Source organism: Endozoicomonas sp. Mp262 (assembly GCF_025643335.1).
In the GTDB taxonomy this organism is placed as follows: Bacteria; Pseudomonadota; Gammaproteobacteria; order Pseudomonadales; family Endozoicomonadaceae; genus Endonucleibacter.
Window position 1 is genome coordinate 404015 of the sequence record NZ_CP092489.1, and the last position, 18470, is coordinate 422484.

The 18470-nt window shown below is 41.1% G+C and carries 17 protein-coding genes and 1 pseudogene; 10 read left to right on the top strand and 8 right to left on the bottom strand.

Annotated elements, in window-relative coordinates; all coding sequences use genetic code 11:
- Positions 1 to 203: 203 nt before the first annotated feature.
- The gene (locus MJ595_RS01685; protein WP_263322433.1) at positions 204 to 1604 is read right to left on the bottom strand and encodes an IS1380 family transposase; all 1401 of its coding nucleotides are present in this window, start codon (positions 1602 to 1604) and stop codon (positions 204 to 206) included.
- 117 nt (positions 1605 to 1721) lie between these two features.
- Between MJ595_RS01685 and pcp the strand changes: the two genes are divergently transcribed.
- The 3 genes from pcp to MJ595_RS01700 all read left to right on the top strand — a co-directional run bounded on the left by pcp (position 1722) and on the right by MJ595_RS01700 (position 5209).
- The gene (gene pcp / locus MJ595_RS01690; RefSeq protein ID WP_263080794.1) at positions 1722 to 2363 is read left to right on the top strand and encodes a pyroglutamyl-peptidase I; all 642 of its coding nucleotides are present in this window, start codon (positions 1722 to 1724) and stop codon (positions 2361 to 2363) included.
- A gap of 143 nt (positions 2364 to 2506) precedes the next feature.
- A complete protein-coding gene (locus tag MJ595_RS01695; protein WP_263080795.1) occupies positions 2507 to 3193 on the top strand; it encodes a hypothetical protein in 687 nt (228 codons plus the stop codon).
- A 231-nt stretch (positions 3194 to 3424) separates the two neighbouring features.
- On the top strand, positions 3425 to 5209 hold the full coding sequence (locus MJ595_RS01700) for a hypothetical protein (protein ID WP_263080796.1): 1785 nt from the start codon (positions 3425 to 3427) through the stop codon (positions 5207 to 5209).
- 63 nt (positions 5210 to 5272) lie between these two features.
- On the opposite strand, the gene MJ595_RS01705 is transcribed toward MJ595_RS01700, so the two are convergent.
- Together MJ595_RS01705 and MJ595_RS01710 are read right to left on the bottom strand one after the other, a co-directional pair.
- Positions 5273 to 5845 carry a GNAT family N-acetyltransferase gene (locus tag MJ595_RS01705; RefSeq protein WP_263080797.1) on the bottom strand — a complete coding sequence of 191 codons (573 nt, stop codon included), beginning with the start codon at positions 5843 to 5845 and terminating at the stop codon, positions 5273 to 5275.
- Between the two features lie 156 nt (positions 5846 to 6001).
- A complete protein-coding gene (locus tag MJ595_RS01710) occupies positions 6002 to 7369 on the bottom strand; it encodes a hypothetical protein (RefSeq protein WP_263080798.1) in 1368 nt (455 codons plus the stop codon).
- Positions 7370 to 7660: 291 nt separating this feature from the next.
- Between MJ595_RS01710 and MJ595_RS01715 the strand changes: the two are divergent.
- The 3 genes and pseudogenes from MJ595_RS01715 to MJ595_RS01725 form a co-directional block, all read left to right on the top strand.
- Positions 7661 to 8071: pseudogene (locus MJ595_RS01715) on the top strand (PTS sugar transporter subunit IIA); the annotation flags it as partial.
- A gap of 22 nt (positions 8072 to 8093) precedes the next feature.
- Positions 8094 to 8354, top strand: coding sequence for an HPr family phosphocarrier protein (locus MJ595_RS01720; RefSeq protein ID WP_263080799.1), 261 nt, complete (start codon positions 8094 to 8096; stop codon positions 8352 to 8354).
- A 16-nt stretch (positions 8355 to 8370) separates the two neighbouring features.
- Positions 8371 to 8610, top strand: a complete 240-nt coding sequence (locus MJ595_RS01725) for a hypothetical protein (protein ID WP_263080800.1) — start codon at positions 8371 to 8373, stop codon at positions 8608 to 8610.
- A gap of 481 nt (positions 8611 to 9091) precedes the next feature.
- Here MJ595_RS01725 and MJ595_RS01730 read toward each other — a convergent pair whose 3' ends face one another.
- The 3 genes from MJ595_RS01730 to MJ595_RS01740 form a co-directional block, all read right to left on the bottom strand.
- A complete protein-coding gene (locus tag MJ595_RS01730; protein WP_263080561.1) occupies positions 9092 to 10225 on the bottom strand; it encodes an ISAs1 family transposase in 1134 nt (377 codons plus the stop codon).
- Positions 10226 to 10288: 63 nt separating this feature from the next.
- Entirely contained in the window at positions 10289 to 10606 is a 318-nt protein-coding gene (locus MJ595_RS01735) for a hypothetical protein (RefSeq protein ID WP_263080801.1), read from the bottom strand.
- A gap of 84 nt (positions 10607 to 10690) precedes the next feature.
- Positions 10691 to 12010, bottom strand: a complete 1320-nt coding sequence (locus MJ595_RS01740) for a GntP family permease (protein ID WP_263080802.1) — start codon at positions 12008 to 12010, stop codon at positions 10691 to 10693.
- 586 nt (positions 12011 to 12596) lie between these two features.
- Between MJ595_RS01740 and MJ595_RS01745 the strand changes: the two genes are divergently transcribed.
- The 4 genes from MJ595_RS01745 (at position 12597) to MJ595_RS01760 (ending at position 15143) form a co-directional block, all read left to right on the top strand.
- Positions 12597 to 13481 (top strand): CPBP family intramembrane metalloprotease, encoded by an 885-nt coding sequence (locus MJ595_RS01745; protein WP_263080803.1) that lies wholly within the window; start codon positions 12597 to 12599, stop codon positions 13479 to 13481.
- A 34-nt stretch (positions 13482 to 13515) separates the two neighbouring features.
- Positions 13516 to 13998 carry an acyl-CoA thioesterase gene (locus tag MJ595_RS01750; RefSeq protein ID WP_263322438.1) on the top strand — a complete coding sequence of 161 codons (483 nt, stop codon included), beginning with the start codon at positions 13516 to 13518 and terminating at the stop codon, positions 13996 to 13998.
- A 132-nt stretch (positions 13999 to 14130) separates the two neighbouring features.
- Positions 14131 to 14835 (top strand): AzlC family ABC transporter permease, encoded by a 705-nt coding sequence (locus tag MJ595_RS01755; RefSeq protein WP_263080804.1) that lies wholly within the window; start codon positions 14131 to 14133, stop codon positions 14833 to 14835.
- Positions 14832 to 15143 carry an AzlD domain-containing protein gene (locus MJ595_RS01760; protein ID WP_263080805.1) on the top strand — a complete coding sequence of 104 codons (312 nt, stop codon included), beginning with the start codon at positions 14832 to 14834 and terminating at the stop codon, positions 15141 to 15143. Before MJ595_RS01755 ends, MJ595_RS01760 begins: the two co-directional genes overlap by 4 nt.
- On the opposite strand, the gene pfkB is transcribed toward MJ595_RS01760, so the two are convergent.
- A complete protein-coding gene (pfkB, locus tag MJ595_RS01765) occupies positions 15118 to 16035 on the bottom strand; it encodes a 1-phosphofructokinase (protein ID WP_263080806.1) in 918 nt (305 codons plus the stop codon). The two genes, MJ595_RS01760 and pfkB, sit on opposite strands and share 26 nt — an antisense overlap.
- Positions 16036 to 16296: 261 nt before the next feature.
- The gene (locus tag MJ595_RS01770) at positions 16297 to 18189 is read right to left on the bottom strand and encodes a hypothetical protein (RefSeq protein ID WP_263080807.1); all 1893 of its coding nucleotides are present in this window, start codon (positions 18187 to 18189) and stop codon (positions 16297 to 16299) included.
- Positions 18190 to 18470 lie beyond the last annotated feature (281 nt).

Sequence of the window (18470 nt, forward strand, 5' to 3'; positions counted from 1 at the left end):
TTTCATAAAGCAGCAGGCTGTCCATTCAATTTTGACTTTTCTGTGGGGGCTGCTGTTTTATCACTCTGTGACTAAAGGTCTTCAGGCTCCGACTACACCAATCTGAACATTTAACGATCAATTCTGCTTTTTTAGGCCGAATGAATACTCCAAACGTCTCTCATCTGGTTATTATTTAGGCGGGCTAAGCGTTGTGGAGGCTGCTACCCAGGCCGAGGCAACGGCATTTGATAAAATATCTCTGTTACATGCTGCAAAAGCTTCTTGAATGGGCAGCTGCTGGGTAGGTGCAGTTTGATCCGATCCTTGTACTCAACCACCTTAACCGCTACTTTGCAGAGTTTTGTGATTACCGTTGATGGCTGGGCTTTCTCCAGTTCCGTTCCTTTCAAAGCCTTGGTTCTCAGCTCGTAATGCAGAACGTAAGCCGCACAGGCATAAAACAGTCTCAAGTGATTGGCCAGAAAGGTCTGGTCTGACAGTCTGTCACCGGACAGATCACTTTTCAGGTGCTTAATGAAATTCTCATCCTGCCCTCTTGGGCAGTACAGATCCTCATAAATCACCTCTGGGGAAGCCTCTTTGATTGAGGTGACAATAAAGCGGGGATTGTCGCCTTTCTCGTTAACCTCTGCCTTATAGATTATCCGGGTATCGAGCCCTTTCCAGCTTTTAGCCTGATACTCGGCCTCACCGTACAGCCTGAGTCGTTCTGGCTCAGGCATATCGTTCAACTTGGCTAAGGCTGTTTTAACCTTGAAAGCTCGACGAGCCTCATCTAGCAACTCTTTGGCTTTAGGGCGTAAGGCCGTCTTGTGACCGGCACCTTTACCCAGCACATAATCAGCATGAGTATTAGCCTGAACAACATGCATTAACTCAGGTTGAGCAAAGTGGCTATCCCCGCGCACCAGCAAATGGGTTTTTGGCCACCGTTTACGGATAAGCTTGATGACACGCTTGATAATAGCGGCATTTTCCCTGCCTGTTGGCGTTTTGCCTGGACGGAGGATGGCAGTAATCAGCTTGCCACTGAGACCTTCAAAAATCAGCAAAGGCAGATAACAGTAGTCCTGATATTTGGCATTAAACAAATTCATTTGCTGCGATCCGTGGGTAATGGCCGGTGTGTGATCAAGATCGATCACGATAGCCATAGGTGGCAAGTCATAACTGGCGATAAAATGATGCACAAATGCTTCAGCCATTTGATAGATATCTTTGCGCCGCATGGACTTCCCGAGCCGTGTGTAGGTGGGAGATGAAGCCAGGTGGTTATCATCATCCAAAGGGTTTCGTCCGGTAGCCAGCTTTAACATGGGGTCTTTACGGAGGCGGTTGCTGTCGTTGGCATCCTCATAACCGCAAGCCATTTGCAAAATTCGCTGAACCAGGAGGTTTTGCAGAGAGTGGTCAATGTAGGATGGGTGACGCTTGTCATCAATGGCCTGGGTCAGTCTGGAAATAAGTCCGCTATGCAATATGGTTTCCCGTAACAGCAGAGCCCCAAAATCTGAAGATAACTCTCCACCATTGAAGTCCGCACGGATAGTTTTACCATTTGAAGGATGAAAGCGAAGCTGCTCTTGTGTAGATTGGGTCATGGCAAGTTCCGGTTTGCTTTTTCCGAAGCATTTTTTTGTCAATCCAATCGTACCAACAGATTGGACGGAACTTGCCTTTATTTATGAAATATCCGGGTTAGTTTATTGAGTGAATAAATGAAAACTATATTAATCACCGGATTTGAAGCTTTTGGTGGTGAATCCATCAACCCTGCACTGGAAGCCGTAGAGCTATTAGAGGGAGAAGTTTTAGACAATGGCTACCAGATTTGTACAGCTGTAGTTCCCGTTGTAAAAGGGAAATCAATACAAGTTGTAACTGAAGCTATCGATGAATTTCAGCCTGAGGCTGTAATACTGGTTGGTCAAGCTGCCGGCCGGGCTGCAATGACTCCCGAACGGGTAGCAATTAATCTGGATGACTTTAGAATTCCAGATAATGAGGGTTACCAAATGATTGATGAACCTGTTGTCACAGGTGCCCCGGCGGCTTATTTCTCCGATTTACCGATCAAAGCCATGGTTGTGGCCATGCGAGAGGCAGGCGTTCCGGCTGCCGTTTCCAATACAGCAGGCACCTTTGTTTGTAACCATCTCTTTTACGGGATTTTGCATCACCTACGCAACAGCAAGACCCGGGCCGGATTTATGCATATTCCCTTACTGCCATCACAGGTAACCATGGGAAATCAGCCATCGATGGATTTAGCCACTGTAGTAAAAGGCTTAAGAGTCGCTGCTAACACCGTCGTTGATATTCAAGAAGATTTGAAACTTACCGAAGGGCTGGTGTGCTAAACCAGCACCTGCTTGAAAACTGGATATTTCAATAAAATCTGGAATTATTTCTAGAAAACTCAGGGAAGAGTTTACTAATTAGTCTATATTAAAGCAGTCCTTAAGCTTATGAAAAGTAAATCAGTATACTAAGATCATTAAAAATGAAACTCAGAAAATTATACTTTCTCCTTTTTCTTAGTCTTCCTGTGGTAATCACACCACCACTTTTAGCTACTGTATATGTCTTAGATGCATTTCAGGATATTGCATTTGCAGGTGTAGGAGAACTTGAAAATCAAACCCTGACAGTTACTTATGCCCCTTCAAGTATTTCTGAATGTTCCATAGAGACTGTAGAGGGGCATTTATGGACTGTGCAAAATAAGTCGAATAGAGTTATTGAAGCAGCTAATAAAGCATCAATAAATTCCCAAGAGATGGTTTGTAATGTTTCATGGCCTGAACTGGTTTCAGCTACCGCTGTATATGCAGGACAGAATCAACAAGAGAGAGATAAATGGAGATATTTAAAACTGGGTCTGGATTCAAGCAAAGAAAACTTCTTATTTACCGATACCGATGGAATATGGTTTAAGATTTTTAATTCACAGGAAGAATCAGTTAATGAAAAAGTCTATTTAAAAGTGGCAATACATAGCAGCCATGATTCCCTCCATGAGCAGGCACACAAACTATATGTGATTTTTGATAAAAATAAAAATAAACTAAAACTTCAAGCATTGCACCTATTTATCATCCCAGAAAATGATATAAAACTGGTTCAAGGATTTCAGTTAGAAGATACACCCGATAAATTTCTTAAAAAGAAACCCAGGGTCACTTACTGATACTTTCTCTTTTTGGCAATCGTCATAATAATAAAAAGGCACCTTCAAACAAAAGCTTTTCACCTAGCAAACATTGCACAACTATACTACCTATATTGATCACAGTTTATACAACTAAGCTATGGTGTCACGTAATATATGTTTTTCCCCTCCCCTCACTACTGCAAGAAAAAAAACACCCATAATCTCTTTTTAAAAAACCCTAAGTCAATCATATTAACTATTTATCTCTTGAACATTTCATTTACAGCTTTTGCCATATTAGATAGTGCCTGCCAAAATGCCAGGCTGCCTGATTCTGATAAAATCAGTAATAATCAACCTCTGAACACAGCACCTGAAACAGAAAATATTTATAAAAAAATTGTTCCCTCCTCTCCTTCTATCCGGCAATGGAAGAATAAGGAAACCTTACTTCCACCTATTGACTGGCTTGCTCGAACCATGACTCTTGCTGATAAAACTAAACACTGTTATCTCTGCAAAGAATCTTTACCCAATTGTTTATGTTATTGCCCTATTTGTGAGCAACATATTCATCCCCGATATCAAAACCAGCTATCTGTAACTTGCTCTTGCCATACACAAGGCCCTTCATCTTTTCAATGTTCTGACAGGTTACCAGTTCCACTCCCGAAAAATATTTGTACAACATGCCTGGCCTATAAAAGCCCTCACAGTAAAAACCATAGCTGTGTGCTTATAGTAACAGTCCCCCAAGAACCTTCCCCATGCTTAGCCATGCCGGCCGAAGATACCAGCCAATATCCAACAATCACCTCACCTGAGGCTGATAGTGATGCACAAAATGATAACCTGGATAATATTCCAGTAGATATACTCAGAGATGATCTATATCTTAGCGATGATAGCAACTCTTCCCACGAAAATTATATGGATACATTTTTAGAGCACCTATTAAATAACTCAGGGACACAAAAAAAATTAACAAGATTCCATCAAAAAGTATTGAGATATATTGATTTCCTAGATAGAAAAAAATACGATCACTTAACTGCTTCAGAATGGATAACTCGTGTACAACAATCAAAAATAGCTTTTACTCAGCCGACGGTATATTTTCTATATCCTTCAAGCGATATTCTTCCACATAAACTAGATCCTGATTGTTTTTTCATTAGATTTTGTGGAAAAGTAGATGATGGAGGTATATATGTCGAGCAAGGAATATTAATCATCACAGGCAACCAGAAGGTTTATTTTATTATTTTGAACAGCCATAACATACCCACTCCTTATGAGCTGGATAGAAATGGGTTAATTCAAGTACTTAATCGAATAGCTAAACATATACACCCCAAAAAGAATCACTTTATTTGTGCAATCAGAGTTAATCCTCCTGAAAAAGATCAATTAGCCACGGCAATTTCAGAACTTGATAATAATAGAGGCAACCTTCCTAAAACGGTAGAAAATGCCATCGAAAGAGAAGCCAGGGAGGAAGACCCTCCCCAGAATTATAACACCAAAGATAATTATTATTTCAGTATTAGAAAGGAAGTTGTACAATGGATCAATAAAACTTTACATCCCTATAGATCTGATTCTAAAACTATAAATGGATTCAGTTATGAATCAAGCATTCAAACCATGGCAAGAATTCTAAACTTAAAAAAACTGCTTACCCCAGCATTTCTACAAGCTTTAGCCACTGTTAATTTGCTAAAAGCAGATACTAATAATAATACAGCTCCTTTTCGACTATTTGTTTTAATGTCCATAAACCCCTGGTTCCCTCCAATTTTAACCGGTTATTCTTTTTATAATAAATCAACTTTTTACAGAACAGAACACCTGGAAGAAACCTGCGTAATCCTAAACTTACATAACAATCTGTCTTCTGAAGAATATAATTATTTTACCCTTTCATTTGATGAACTTAGTCAACATATCAAAGGATTCACTCATTACATCAGATTGGAACGCGGCATTGAGATGGAACTGTTCTGGTATTATCTAGCTCCTTTTAATGAAGATAGTATCAGTATTCAGTAACTCTTTCTAATACCTTCAGATATTTTTCAACTGATCATAATTTAGCCGCCACATTAAATCTCATTAAATGAATAGTGAATTATTTATTGGCCAGTTTTTTCTGGATAAACGGTATAAACAATGTCTACGTAACTCGTGACCTTCTGGCAAGGCAGGATGCTCAAATGTTGCCTTGTCTTCAACCATCTTCAGGCGCTCCATTACAGCACGGGATTTAAAGTTGTTAACCGTTGCAAATGATACAATTTCAGAAAGATCCAACTGCTCAAAACCTACACGCAAGGCGGATCTGGCAGCTTCCGTAGCATAACCTTTCCCCCAATGCAGTGGTGCAATGCGCCAGCCAATTTCAACGCAGGGAGAAAATGGTAGTTTATCCTTGGGAATATGTAACCCGACAAAGCCAATAAAGCGGTTGGATTCTTTTTCTTCAATAGCCCAAAAACCCCACCCCCTCTCTGCAATCAAATCCTGACACTTTTTTGCCATATCATAGCTTTCTTCCCGGGTTAAAAGGGAAGGATAAAATTCCATCACCTTGGGGTCGGCACACATCTCTGAAAAAGGTACAAAATCATCCTGATGCCATTGTCTTAGATACAATCGCTCAGTTTCTGGTTGAATAATACCAGGCACATCTCCCCCTTTAATACAACTATTGGGTTTCACTTTTTACGAGAAGCACAGGTTAACTTATCAGTATAAAAATTTAAAGTTCTGCTTTATCTAGCATTCGGATACAAGAAATACACCCTCTTTACCCATTCCATTTAATTTTATATTCCCTGGAAATTAAAAAAGTGGATCAATCCACTGAATGAAAAAATAATCATGTTTTTGCTCACCCTCTTCACTTTGGGTAAAGGGTTTTAGCGAAATGAGTTTTTCTTCTGTTTCCTGATAGTCCAACATTTCCAGTTCCTTTACCACTTCAGTTACCATAGCTTGCTTCATTTGCTGTCGAATCTTTTCCCGGTTTTCAGACGGAATCAGGCGGGATACTCCTTGATATAGTTGGAAAAGCTGGTCAGCCTCAATCAGTCGGAGATAAAAGTTGGGTTGAATGGTTTTTGATAATGATAATTTATGTATCTCAACCAGGGGAACGAGACAAAGGTCTCCCAGTAGTTTATGTGCTGTTATAGATGGGTATCGAATAGTGTTACCCTCCTGCCTTGAAAAGAGAGTTATCATCATCAGGCAGCCATCGGGTATTTGAGAAACAATGGAAGCCATTTCGCTAAAAGGCATATTTGAAGGTATGCATACTTGTTGATAAACCCTTACGGCTGCTGTCCTTTCACAACAGAGTCCTGAAAAAAAATCAGATAGGTTTTGCCTTACCTCTGAACCCAGTTGACCTAACCATGTGGTAACGGGCTTCACTGATAATTGCCATTTTTCCATATGGGCTGCACTTTTATCAGAAAAGATTGACATCCAGTCCAGTTTTTTATGATCATTCTCGCATTTTTCAAACGTGTAGACATGCTTGGTATTTTCTGCACTATAGGGACAGAAAGCATCCGCCCTTTGAGTTAATTGGTGAACTTCCTGCAAGAATCCCATCATTATAATAAAATCGCCTGTACCAAAAGGATTACCTAAAAGTGGTGTATGGATTTTAGCCTTTCCTGATTTGATATCGTTATTAATATTGAGTGCTTTTGTTAAAATAACTGTTGCACCTGTATTTATCTTACCACCATTATATTTTAATTCCGCCACCTCCCTTTCACAGTATTTCGAGATTGCAGCCATTTCTTGTTGTTCAGGTGTAGAAAGGGGGCCTGAGAGTGCCAACCTTGACAGAGTCACTGGATGTAATATTTCCCTATCATTCCATTGGACAGTAAATTGCCTGCAATAAAACTTTACGTGCCCTGACGGTTTTAGAAATTTATTTCCAACATCCGTTAAATTAATTGAACATGAACCTGACATATATCTTATTTCATGAAGACCATCATCACAACAAACAGGACAGTACTTTTTCCCAAAATAGATAGGGCAATCTACCTCAGTTATTGATTTATGTACCTCGAAGGTAAGGCTGGCATATCCAATGCTATTGGAAATTAAAAAAAACAGTAAGAGGATATGAATTACATTTTTTGATTTTTTATGTTTTATACCTGAATTAACTCTACAAATTTTCATAGTGAAAAAGCACGTATTTGATAGATACATTATCTTCGCTGAAGTATAGCAGCAGGAGCAGCTTCCCTGGCTAACCAGGATATAAAAATCCGGTATTAAGCTGGTTATTATTTAGAGTGTAAGGACTTAACACAAAAAACAACAACCATTGATTCCTGGCAACTATTTCATATCTGATTTCGATTAGTCTTAAGGTCTTACGTGTGAAAGCGCGCCCCCTCAATCATTCATTCGGATATGTGTCATTATGAACCTGGCGGAAAATCTGCTTGAAGACGGCTAGTTCATCTTCAGGTTAAAGTAGCTGACTGGAAAGAAGCCATCGAATGTGGTGCCGGGCTGCTATTGGCAAAAGGAGCCATAACCGATAACTATATTGAAGCCATTATTGAGAATACTGAACAGCTGGGTCCTTATTACATTCTGGATGAGGGGGTTGCCATGCCCCATGCAAGACCTGAAAAAGGCGCATTAAAAACAGCCTTTAGCCTTATTACATTATCTGAACCTGTACCCTTTGGTGATGATGAAGAACCGGTCTCTGTGCTGATCTCATTCTCAGCGGTTGATGCCCAGGCCCATAACCAGCAGGCTCTTCTTCAAATAGCCGAGCTGGTTGAAAACGACGAAGCAATGGAGCAATTAAAACAGGCAACAGCCCTGGATGAAGTAGAAAGCATCTTGAAAACTGTGTTTCGTTGATTTTCTATAGAGGCCGTTAACCATGTTAAGCAGTACTCTGATCATCAGGGGTAAGGCTGGTCTTCATACCCGCCCGGCATCCCGGCTGGTAAAACTGGCAAAAGGCTTTGACGCTACTATTGAACTCAGCCACTCTGATCAAAAAGCCAGTGCCAGAAGCATAATCCAGCTACTCAAATTAGGCGTGACCAAAGGCTCAGAAATTACATTAACCGTGTCTGGAAATAATCCACAGCCCGCTTTTGATGAAATTCATCAGTTCCTTTCGGCCCTAGAAGATTAGTATTGGAGATATTTTGGTGAACACTTTTTCATCAGCCCTTTATTTTTTAAAGGACATTATCAGCCAGCCTGCAATCATTGTTGGCTTATTCTCCATGGCTGGCCTTCTGGCGCTTCGAAAATCTGCAACCCAAATCATGACAGGTACATTAAAGCCCATTATCGGCTTTATCATGTTAAGTGCTGGCGCGGGCTTTTTGATTCAAAAAATTGAAGCGGATGTGCTGGAGACCCTGAAAAGCAAAACCCTGGCTTAAATAAGGCGATGCAGGTAACAAAAGCCCATTGCCTGTAATGCAATAGGCTTTTGTCGCTTACACCGTTATTCGTTTAGGTAGTCAGGCACCATTCTCATATCTATTCTTCCATCCACTTAAATGGAATTATTTCAATACTTGAAGCCATCTGGACACTCAGTAAATAATGTAAGACGCTGATAAGGGTATCAGGATCACCTTTAAATTTTACACCTTGCCTGCCAATGGATTGATCTTGTGACCCATGAGCAAAATATAGGGAGTAGTTGAATAACCCATTACCTGCCCTTCCTATTTCAATTGAATAAAAAATAGAGTATTTACTTTCACATGTAACAATAACGGTTAGGACATAGGTATGATCAAGGTTTTGGACAAACTGTAACGGATTATCATCTGCATTAGGTATCAAATCTTCATAGGGTATTACTGCATCTGCAGAAGCAACACTACTGGGGCCGATATCAGGGCAAAAACATGATCACAAATCAACCAATTTGAGCACTTGCATCATGTAGTCTTCATTCCAGCCACAGGTTTTGCGCTTATTCTTGATACCGGCTTTCACCGTAGTGTCCAACTTAAGAAGATTGAGTGTCACCTGCCGGGCAACAGCTAGATTTTCTGCTGCGAACCCTTCTCTTGCCCTACAGCGGTCTTCATCAAACGCCACATCAAGCACCCAGTGTAATTGGTTTTCTATTAGCCAATGCTTCCTGGTAGCTTGAAGTACCTCGGCAGCTGATAACTGGCGGCTGCATATAAAGTAACGGATGAGTGTTTTCCCTTTACCCTTTTTGCTACTGTCTAACTGGATTGCGGCTATGGTTTTGGCTTTCCATGAGGCAGCATTGGAGTCCTCAGTAACATCATTGATAACCCAGCACCGGCGGTGCTCCATACGACCATGCTCTTTACCTTCCTGTTCCGCAAAGTAATGGTCAGGAGCATCTTCCAGATTATCTTGCCAGTATTGATCGAAGAGTCGAGTCACTTCTCCATAGAGTTTTCTCTGGTTGCCTTTCACCGCCAGCAAGTAGTCTGCCTCTTTTTTCAGGATTGCAGTAGCAATTTTTTTCTGGCAGCCCATTGCATCGATAGTGACAAGGCTGCCACTGAGTTCAAGCAGCTTGAGCAGCTCAGGAATGGCCGTAATTTCGTTGGATTTTTCATCAACTTTATACTGACCCAGCGACAGTCCAGCCTCTGTGCACCAAGCGTTAAGCATGTGTATTGCATCTTTGCCTTTATTCCAGGCCGAACCTTTAACAGTCTTGCCATCAAGAGCAACTATCTTGCTATCAGAGAGCTCCAGTCCGGAAAGAACATCCCTAATCCACTGGATGAAGATTTTGCGAAACTCTTCCGGGTCAAGAGTGGCGAAAATACGATTGAATGTAACCGCTACTGGAATACCGCCAGGCAAGGTTAAGTGCTTACGGAGCCAGCCTTCCTTGTGCTCAGCAAACAAGCGAATGCCATTCCAATCATCTGCACCACAGAGAATGGCACAAACTGAGATGAACATAACCTCTGCAAGAATATGTGTTGACTTCTTCGGGTCTCGTTTGTCGGTAAGCGATGTAAACTTGGAAAAAAGGGCTTTGGCAGACATCAGGCAACAGAAAAAGCATGGGATTCTACAGCTTTTGAAATCAATTTTCTGTTCAAATTCTGATCATGTTTTTGCCCTGGGGCCGATATTAAATACACAGTGTAAATCATTTGCTTTTTGGTACCCGGCATCCAGTAAATGTTCTCCCACCTCATCCCTGAAATTTTCCATACTTTCATGGTTAGAACTTTCAGGAATTATAATTGTCATATTATATACTTTGCTATCAACCTCCCCCAGGATTTCAATGGATTCTAATTCTCCCCCCATTGCATCCAATAATTCCTCAGGCTCAACTATAGAACACTCTTCTGCCATCATGCCAAAGACTTTAATACTAAAGATAGCGAAAAAAATAAAAGAATACTTCCTGAAAAACATACGATGATACCCGTCAATGTTATCTACAACCCTGTTTAAAGTGGACAGTTATACTGGTGAGCGGATTGATGTTTGAACCCACTCTTACAGCATAACCAGCGCCATTATTTCAACACCAACCAGCACCGCCATGCCCTGAAAAAAGGTTGCCACCGTTAATGATTTAAGGGCTGTGGCAGTATCCATACCTGTAAATTCGGCAATCACCCAAAACAGGCTGTCATTGACATGGGCGACAGTCATCGCACCACCACCACAGGAAAATAAAGCTAACAGTCGGCCGGACGTACTATCCAGTCCCAGGGCAGGGAGCAAAGGTTCAATCATGGCTGAAGCGGTAATTAATGCCACTGTAGCTGACCCTTCCGCGGTTTTGATAATAGCAGCCGTAGCAAAGGGCAGTACTAACCCCCACTGGCTTAAACCCGGAACTCCCACCAGCATTTCACTGATACCACTGCCCCGAAGTATGTAGCCAAATGCCCCCCCACATCCCACCACAAGAACAATTTTACCTCCCGTCTCCAGTCCCCTGGAAAAATCCAGCTTAGCGCCACTAACAGCAAGTAGCGGCCAACAGCAGAGTAGCCCGGTTAGCAGTGCATTGACGGGATGCCCTAAAAAGCTAAGCCAATAACCAAAGCTACCGGCCTTTGCACCTGATAGCCCCCCAATCGTAATTAGAAAAATAGGCACAATAATGGGCAGGATAGCTAATAGGAATGGAGGTGATGGTTCTTCATCGGGCAGCACACAATCTTGTGGCACCAAGGGATTTTTTGTTGTTAAAGATTTGAGCAACAAAGCCCAGGCAAAAGCAGCATTCACAGCCAGCAGAGAAAACAGTAATCCCATACTAATAACAATAGGAATCTGGTCACTCAACCGAAGGTTAGACATAGCCGCTAACGGCCCCGGAGTGGGTGGAACCAAGGTATGAGTGGCATAAAGGGAGCAGCCTAATACCGTACTTAAAAATACCGGTGAAATATGGTGCTTTTGGGCAAGATACTGACGTATGGAGTTAAGAATAATAAAACCGGAATCACAATAAATTGGAATAGAAACAATATAACCGGTGATCGCCAGTGCCAAACCGGGAAAACGACCGCCTAAAGCCCTGGTCATTCCCTTGGCAATGGCTGCCGTGGCTCCACATCCTTCAAGAACAACTCCAAGCAGGGCTCCCAAAACGATGGTTAGCCCAATATCACCCAGTGTTGAACCAAAGCCTTCGGTTATTCTTTCCAGAATAGCCGCTGGTTCCATCCCAAAGATAAAACCTGCTAAATAACTGGCCATTAACAGCGCAAAAAATGCCGGACAACGCCAACGAACAGTAAGAATAACCAATAGTAAAACAGAGCAGGCAAAGCCAGTAATGATCAACCCAGTATTATGCATTTATTATTCGCCATACTTTACAACAAGAAACAGAGAATAGACCATCAGTGTAAAACTAACTGATATTTATCAAATAAAGTAAGTCTTCGAGGATTGGGGATAAATAGTTTAAATATTATGGATAGGGATCCCTTTATTGAATAAGTACCTTTTTAGTGAAACCCTCCCTTAATGGATCGCTTTTTAAATGGGTTAATGGTAGAGCATTCCTTTAATATCAATAAGTTATTTATTTTTGTATGAAAAATATACAGAACTATTTTAAGGCTCATTTTCCAGTGTGATTGTGATATACCCCACGCTTGTCCAAAGAGTTATCCACAGATACAGTGGAAAATTAAAGAAATTAACAATCTGCCGACTGTTTTTTTATTCACAATTTTAATAATCAGCAGAGCCTGTTTTCAAGGTGCCTCGGAGAATCAGGCCAGCTATATCTCTTTCATCAGCCCTTTTTGATTTCCGGGTGAGAATACCCCTTCAAACTCAAGAAACACTGAAATCTATCAAATTTTTATTTCTTACTTTCCCAAAGAGCTGCTAGTTTATTTTGTTTATATTGTTTTAATAAGTGTAAATTGGCCTTATGCCTTTTTCAGACTACCTGATAGCAATACCCATGGCTCTGGCCATTATCTCGCTCTGGTTTTCAGGGAGGGCGTGGATAGTTTTAGTACTCATTGCCCTGGCAATTGGCTTTATCTTTCACCAGATTACATTACCGGGCCTGGTGATGGTTGCCATAGGATTTGGGCTGGCCGCCTTGATAGCCCACAACCCAAACTACAGTGGCAAGAGAAAAGAGGAAAGTACACTTCCATCGCTATTTAATAAATCAATCCAGGTCATTCTACACAGCTTGCTCATTTTTTGGGTTTTATTAACCTTCAGCCACCTGCTTCCAGGCTTCAACAATGTTTTGTTACTGGATAAAGTCTATGCAAATCAAGATGCCATCCCGTTTACACTTTATTTTAATGTGGATAAATCCCTGACCATATGCGTTCTCTTCCTGGCATGGCCATCCATTTTAGGTAACAGAAAAACCATTAAGGAGTGGCACTGGCAGGCATGGCTTGTGACATTTATGGGATTCATAATGATTCAGGTGTTAGCCTGTGTCATTGGCTTAGTAAGACCTGATTTTAAAATACCTGACTGGTGGTGGCTATTTGCCTTCAATAATCTGTTAATCACCTGTGTTGCTGAAGAGGCTTTTTTCCGAGGTTACCTGCAACAACAGCTATCCAGGTTACTGGGCGTTGCTCCCGGGTGGTTACTGACAAGTTGCTTATTTGGACTGGCTCATTATCAGGGTGGCTGGATATATGCAGTGCTGGCCGCCTTAGCCGGTATCGGCTATGGTGCTGTATTTCTAATAACCGGCAGGCTTTGGGTATCCATTATCACTCATTTTTTATTTAATATGACCCACCTTATTTTTTATACATACCCCATGTTAAAACAGTAATCAGCATCAGAAAGGCTGATCAAAAGAAGATGACATTGCCAAGAAGATGGAGTTTCAGTACTCTCGGTTAAGTTCTATTGACAACACTAAAATTAATAAAAATAAACAGGTTGCCATTATGCATACCACACAAATGACGGTGCGAGGCTTTCACCTGGATGTTTATCAGCATGTCAATAATGCCCGCTTTCTCGAATTTCTTGAGGAAGCTCGCTGGCAAATGTTTGAAGACATCCCCTTGATCTCATTCATCCGCAAAAAGAACCTGGCATTTGTTCTGGCCAATATTAATATCAATTTTCTTCGCCCAGCTCTGATCAATGAAGTACTGGATATTCAATCCCAACTGATTCGTATAGGCTCAAAAAGTGCTGTTTTGGGCCAGAAAATTTTTTTGAGCAAAACAAAAAACCAAATTGTAGATGCCACAGTGACCTTTTGTATACTGAATCAAACAACGCATAAAACAGTACCGTTAACAGGCGAAGTGTACACTCTTCTGGAAGATATGATATGAAACTGCCACACATCCATTTTTAGTTATCTGACAACTCAAAATCACCTTTACAGTTGTTGCTCAGCAAGTGCTACTTTATAGGCATTTATCAACTAAACTGAGCGTTTATCCCCTTGGAGACCCCATAAAGCCATGCTGCCTGAAAACAAGAAAAACCCTATCTGGCTTCAGGCCGCTATGGATATCATGCCATTATCCCTGGCATGTATTCCCTGGGGTATTTTAACCGGCTCCCTTGCCATTGAAACAGGACTGTCCCCGTTTCAGGCAATGTGTATGTCACTGCTGGTTTTTGCCGGGGCTGCACAAATAGCAGGCCTGAATATGCTGCAACTGGCCAGCCCGTTATTATCAATACTCGGTACCACCTTTGTAGTCAGTTCCAGGCATATTCTTTATTCAGCGGTATTTCGGGATTTTGCCCGGCAACTGCCAAGGCATAAGCGTTATCTGCTTGCATTTTTGTTAAGTGATGAGATGTTCGCTATTGCTGAAGCATACCGCCAAAAGCACGGCTGTTTCCATTTTCGATACGCAATGAGTGCAGGTCTCGGCTTTTATATTGTCTGGAATCTTTCAACCCTTACCGGGATTCTGCTCGGCACCGCACTGGACGATATGGCCAGTCTTGGCTTTGAATTTGCCGTAGCGGCAGTATTCATTGCCATCGTCATTCCATCAATTAAAAACCTTCCCTCTCTGGTAGCAGTCCTGGTGAGTGGGCTTATTATCATCATTTCAGAACTGTGTGGCCTGACTAATGGCATTTTACTGGCAGGTCTCGGAGGGATGCTATGCGCCTACAGCCTGGATCAGCTTCGGAGCAAACTAAGATGATCTGGCTGTTACTTGGATTAATGGCACTGATCACCTTCAGTAACCGCTACGCCCTTTTTTCACCCCGTTTTAAATTTTCAGTGGGTCCGAAATTACAATCCCTGCTTAAATATACAGCACCCGCTGTTCTCACAGCCCTGTGGGTTCCTATTGTTTTTATCCGAAATGAACAGCTTGACCTGCAAATCAATAATCCTTATCTGATCGCAGGGGTGGTCACTATTGCCACAAGTCTCCTTTTAAAGAAACCGCTGGTTACTGTAATGCTGGGGATAACCATCTTCATGGTATTATCCCACCTGATATAAAGTCCTTCAAATCCTCCAGTGTAAAGCCTCCCACTCCCGCTTGAGTGACAGCTTTCATTCCACAGGCAGTGGCTAGCCCAGCTGTTTGTTCCAGAGCATAGTTCTTGCTCAGGCCAAAAAGATAACCCGCCATCATTGAGTCCCCGGCACCAACTGTACTGACAACTTTCACCTTGTCTGGGCGGGCATAACACCGATGATATTTGTTGATAAACCAGGCTCCCTCTTCGCCACAGGACAAAACCACCTGATTAATGCCTTGCTCAATTAACTGATTGGCAAAGGTAACCCCACTCTCAATAGAAAGCTCTTGATCAGCCAACTCTGATAACTCATGGATATTGGGTTTAATCAAATCAGGTTTTACAGCCACTGCCCTTTTCAACGCCTCCCCACTGGTATCTACTGCAAGCCTATAGCCCAGTGATTTAATTGCTCTCAAGAATTGCCCATAAGCCAAAGCGTTTATACCCGGAGGCAGACTTCCACACACTGCAACAAAAGTCTCAGCAGGGGCATTTTTTATAACCTCAAGAACGAGCGAAAGATCATTTTCTGTCGCCTGGAATCCAGGAAAGTTAATATCAGTTACTTCTGCATCGGGGCCATTGACCAGTTTAATATTCGAACGAACACTGCCTTCCACCGAGATAAATTTATCTGTAATCTGATGCTCAGTCAGGTAGTGGCTAAAAAATTGTTGATTCCTTTGCCCCATTAACCCTGTGGCAACCACTTCCTCACCAAGATCTGCCAGGACCCGGGCAACATTAATACCTTTACCGCCCGCTGTTTCTGTGACATCACGAACTTTATTAACCGCTCCCAGCTGCAGACGATCCAGTTGTACCGTTTGATCAACAGCAGGGTTCAGGGTAACCGTAACGATCATTTTACAAGGCTCCCTACAATAAATTCATCAAGCACCTGTATGACATCAGATCCAACTACTTCCAATTCAATATCGGTTCCTTTGGTAATTACAAGACTCAATAGTTTTATTCGGCTTTTAACACAAGCAGTTTTATCATAAGGAGTAGCAGTATAACAGATCAGATATACTTTAAGCTGACAGTTTGGAGCCTCGCTCACTTTGGATCAAGGCTTGAATCCAGTACTGCTCAGGCTGTTTTATAGAAGAGAGGAGGTTACTTTACATTGTGTCACCAATAATGATAGCGCAAAGCCTGTGAAATTGAGAAAGGTCATCTGATTTCGTTAAATCTAAACAACACCGGATAAGAGAAACAATATTACAGGTTGCATTTTTTCCTCTGAGTGTATTAAATCTTTTTACTTGGTCGACCGCATGATCTTTACCCCATAGCCGCTCAAGGTATTGAAAAGTCTTTGACTCTTTTTGCTCCATTTCTGTAGGGAGGGTTATGTCAGAAAAAAGCATAGTGTTAGGCTTATTGAACGTCATTGTTGCTTTCGCATATAAAAGACGTTCATCCTCAGGCGTTTTTTGTAAATGCGAACCCTCTTCTTCTGAACTTTGAATAGAGAATACAGCATAAAGGGCTTGCATCAGCGGTTGTTGTAGAAAATTATAACAAGAAGAAATCTTACTGACATATTCTGGTGATTTGTCTTTAGCATCGGGTAGAAAATGAACAAGTGTTTGAAATTTCGAGAAGTGCATAATCATCAGTTCAGCAAATTTTGCTGGATCTTCTTGTGTAATCTGTTTTATTTGTTCTCTTCCCACGATATCAAAAAAGAGGTCGAGAGCACCTATGGCAGCAGGTACCGTAAAACTTACGACATTTTCTCCCACTCCAAATGTTAAACTCTCTTTAAGGTTACTCTTTGTCTCACTCTCTAAGATACAACCATAGTAAGGGTTATCTTCCTGAGCGCCATATAAATGAGCATAAATAAAATCAGTCATATAAACACATGCTAGTGTACTGTATAAGTTGCAGGACTCTGAAAGGCCAAAATCATATACAGTGTCAACTCCAATGACCTTACCAAACGTACGCAACCCAGCAAACCCTAGTGATAGATTCATTTTTGTGTAATGAATGAGAAAGTCTTTACATACTTCAAGGGTAACAATAGGGTTAGGGGCAGGAAAATAGAATGAAGTATATGGGGTTACGGGCAGAGAGGTGGATTGTGCTACACCTCCATGAAAACTACCCGCCTCTAATTCAGTTTTAAAAAGCTCATTAATTTTATCAAGTAGATTCACAACTACTGCAAAGATTTTATCCCTGTATTCAGTCGAGACAATATTAGCATCGCGTAAAAGATTTTGGTCTGCCATTGCCTCTAATGCTTTAAGTGCATCCATATTTGAATAACCAAATATCATGACGCGCCCAGCAAATTCTTTTACCGCTTCTCCCTTCTGTGACTGGGATAATTTACTCTCGTTTATATAAAGTAGAAGGCCAAAAAGATTGGCTATAGCTTTTGAGAGTTCGACTCGCTGCGCACAAGATTCTAGTACCTCTCCAACCTCCCCATCTTTTATGCTATTAAGTGAAAATGTATTTATTCTATTTAGCAGTTCTGTATTCTTACAAACTCTATGAATATGCTTTGCTAACTTTTCGCTATCAAAAGAAAATTCCAGCCATTGTTCTAATTGTTCACTACCTTTACGATTAGAGCAAGTTTGCATAGCTGTTTTTGTTTTCGCCAATGAGGAATTTCCAGAAGCCTGGCATCTACCTTTTGGAGTCATATCACCTTCATTTGGTGAATTTAATGAGATTTGCGCCATCTTTGATTGAGTTACTAGTTGAGAGAGCCTTTCCCTTTCTTCTGGTTTAAATTTAAGTTCATGATATAATTTATTACCATCCAGTACTATATATATTCCTTTGGGTACACAACATCCCCTTTCAAGTAAGTGTACAAGCGCCGCATAAGATAAGGTCTGTCCGTGACTAGCAGATTGTCTGAATGGAACAACTGAACTGCTACTTTTTTTTGAGTTAACTCCTCCAGCCCAGCTTATTTCAGGTTGTAAAGAAACTAAAAGTATTAATCTTATACTATAGACAAAAATCAGTTTAGCATTATCTTTCATAGTATTCTCCTAATAAAAAAACGATCAAAACCAATCAGAGAAATCACTTATCTTAGCCATAATTATCTTCCAAACAAAATCTAACAAAAAGATCATCTCACAAGGCTTATGATTATAGCCCAAGATATTTTATTAAATAAAATCCATTGAGCTTCTATATCAAATAAAAAACAATAAAAGAAGACACCTTTAATATCATTAAAAGTTTTATATACTGCATTTAAGTACAAGATTGAACAATTTTAACCATTGTCTTGCAAGATCCATCTTAACCATTGAAG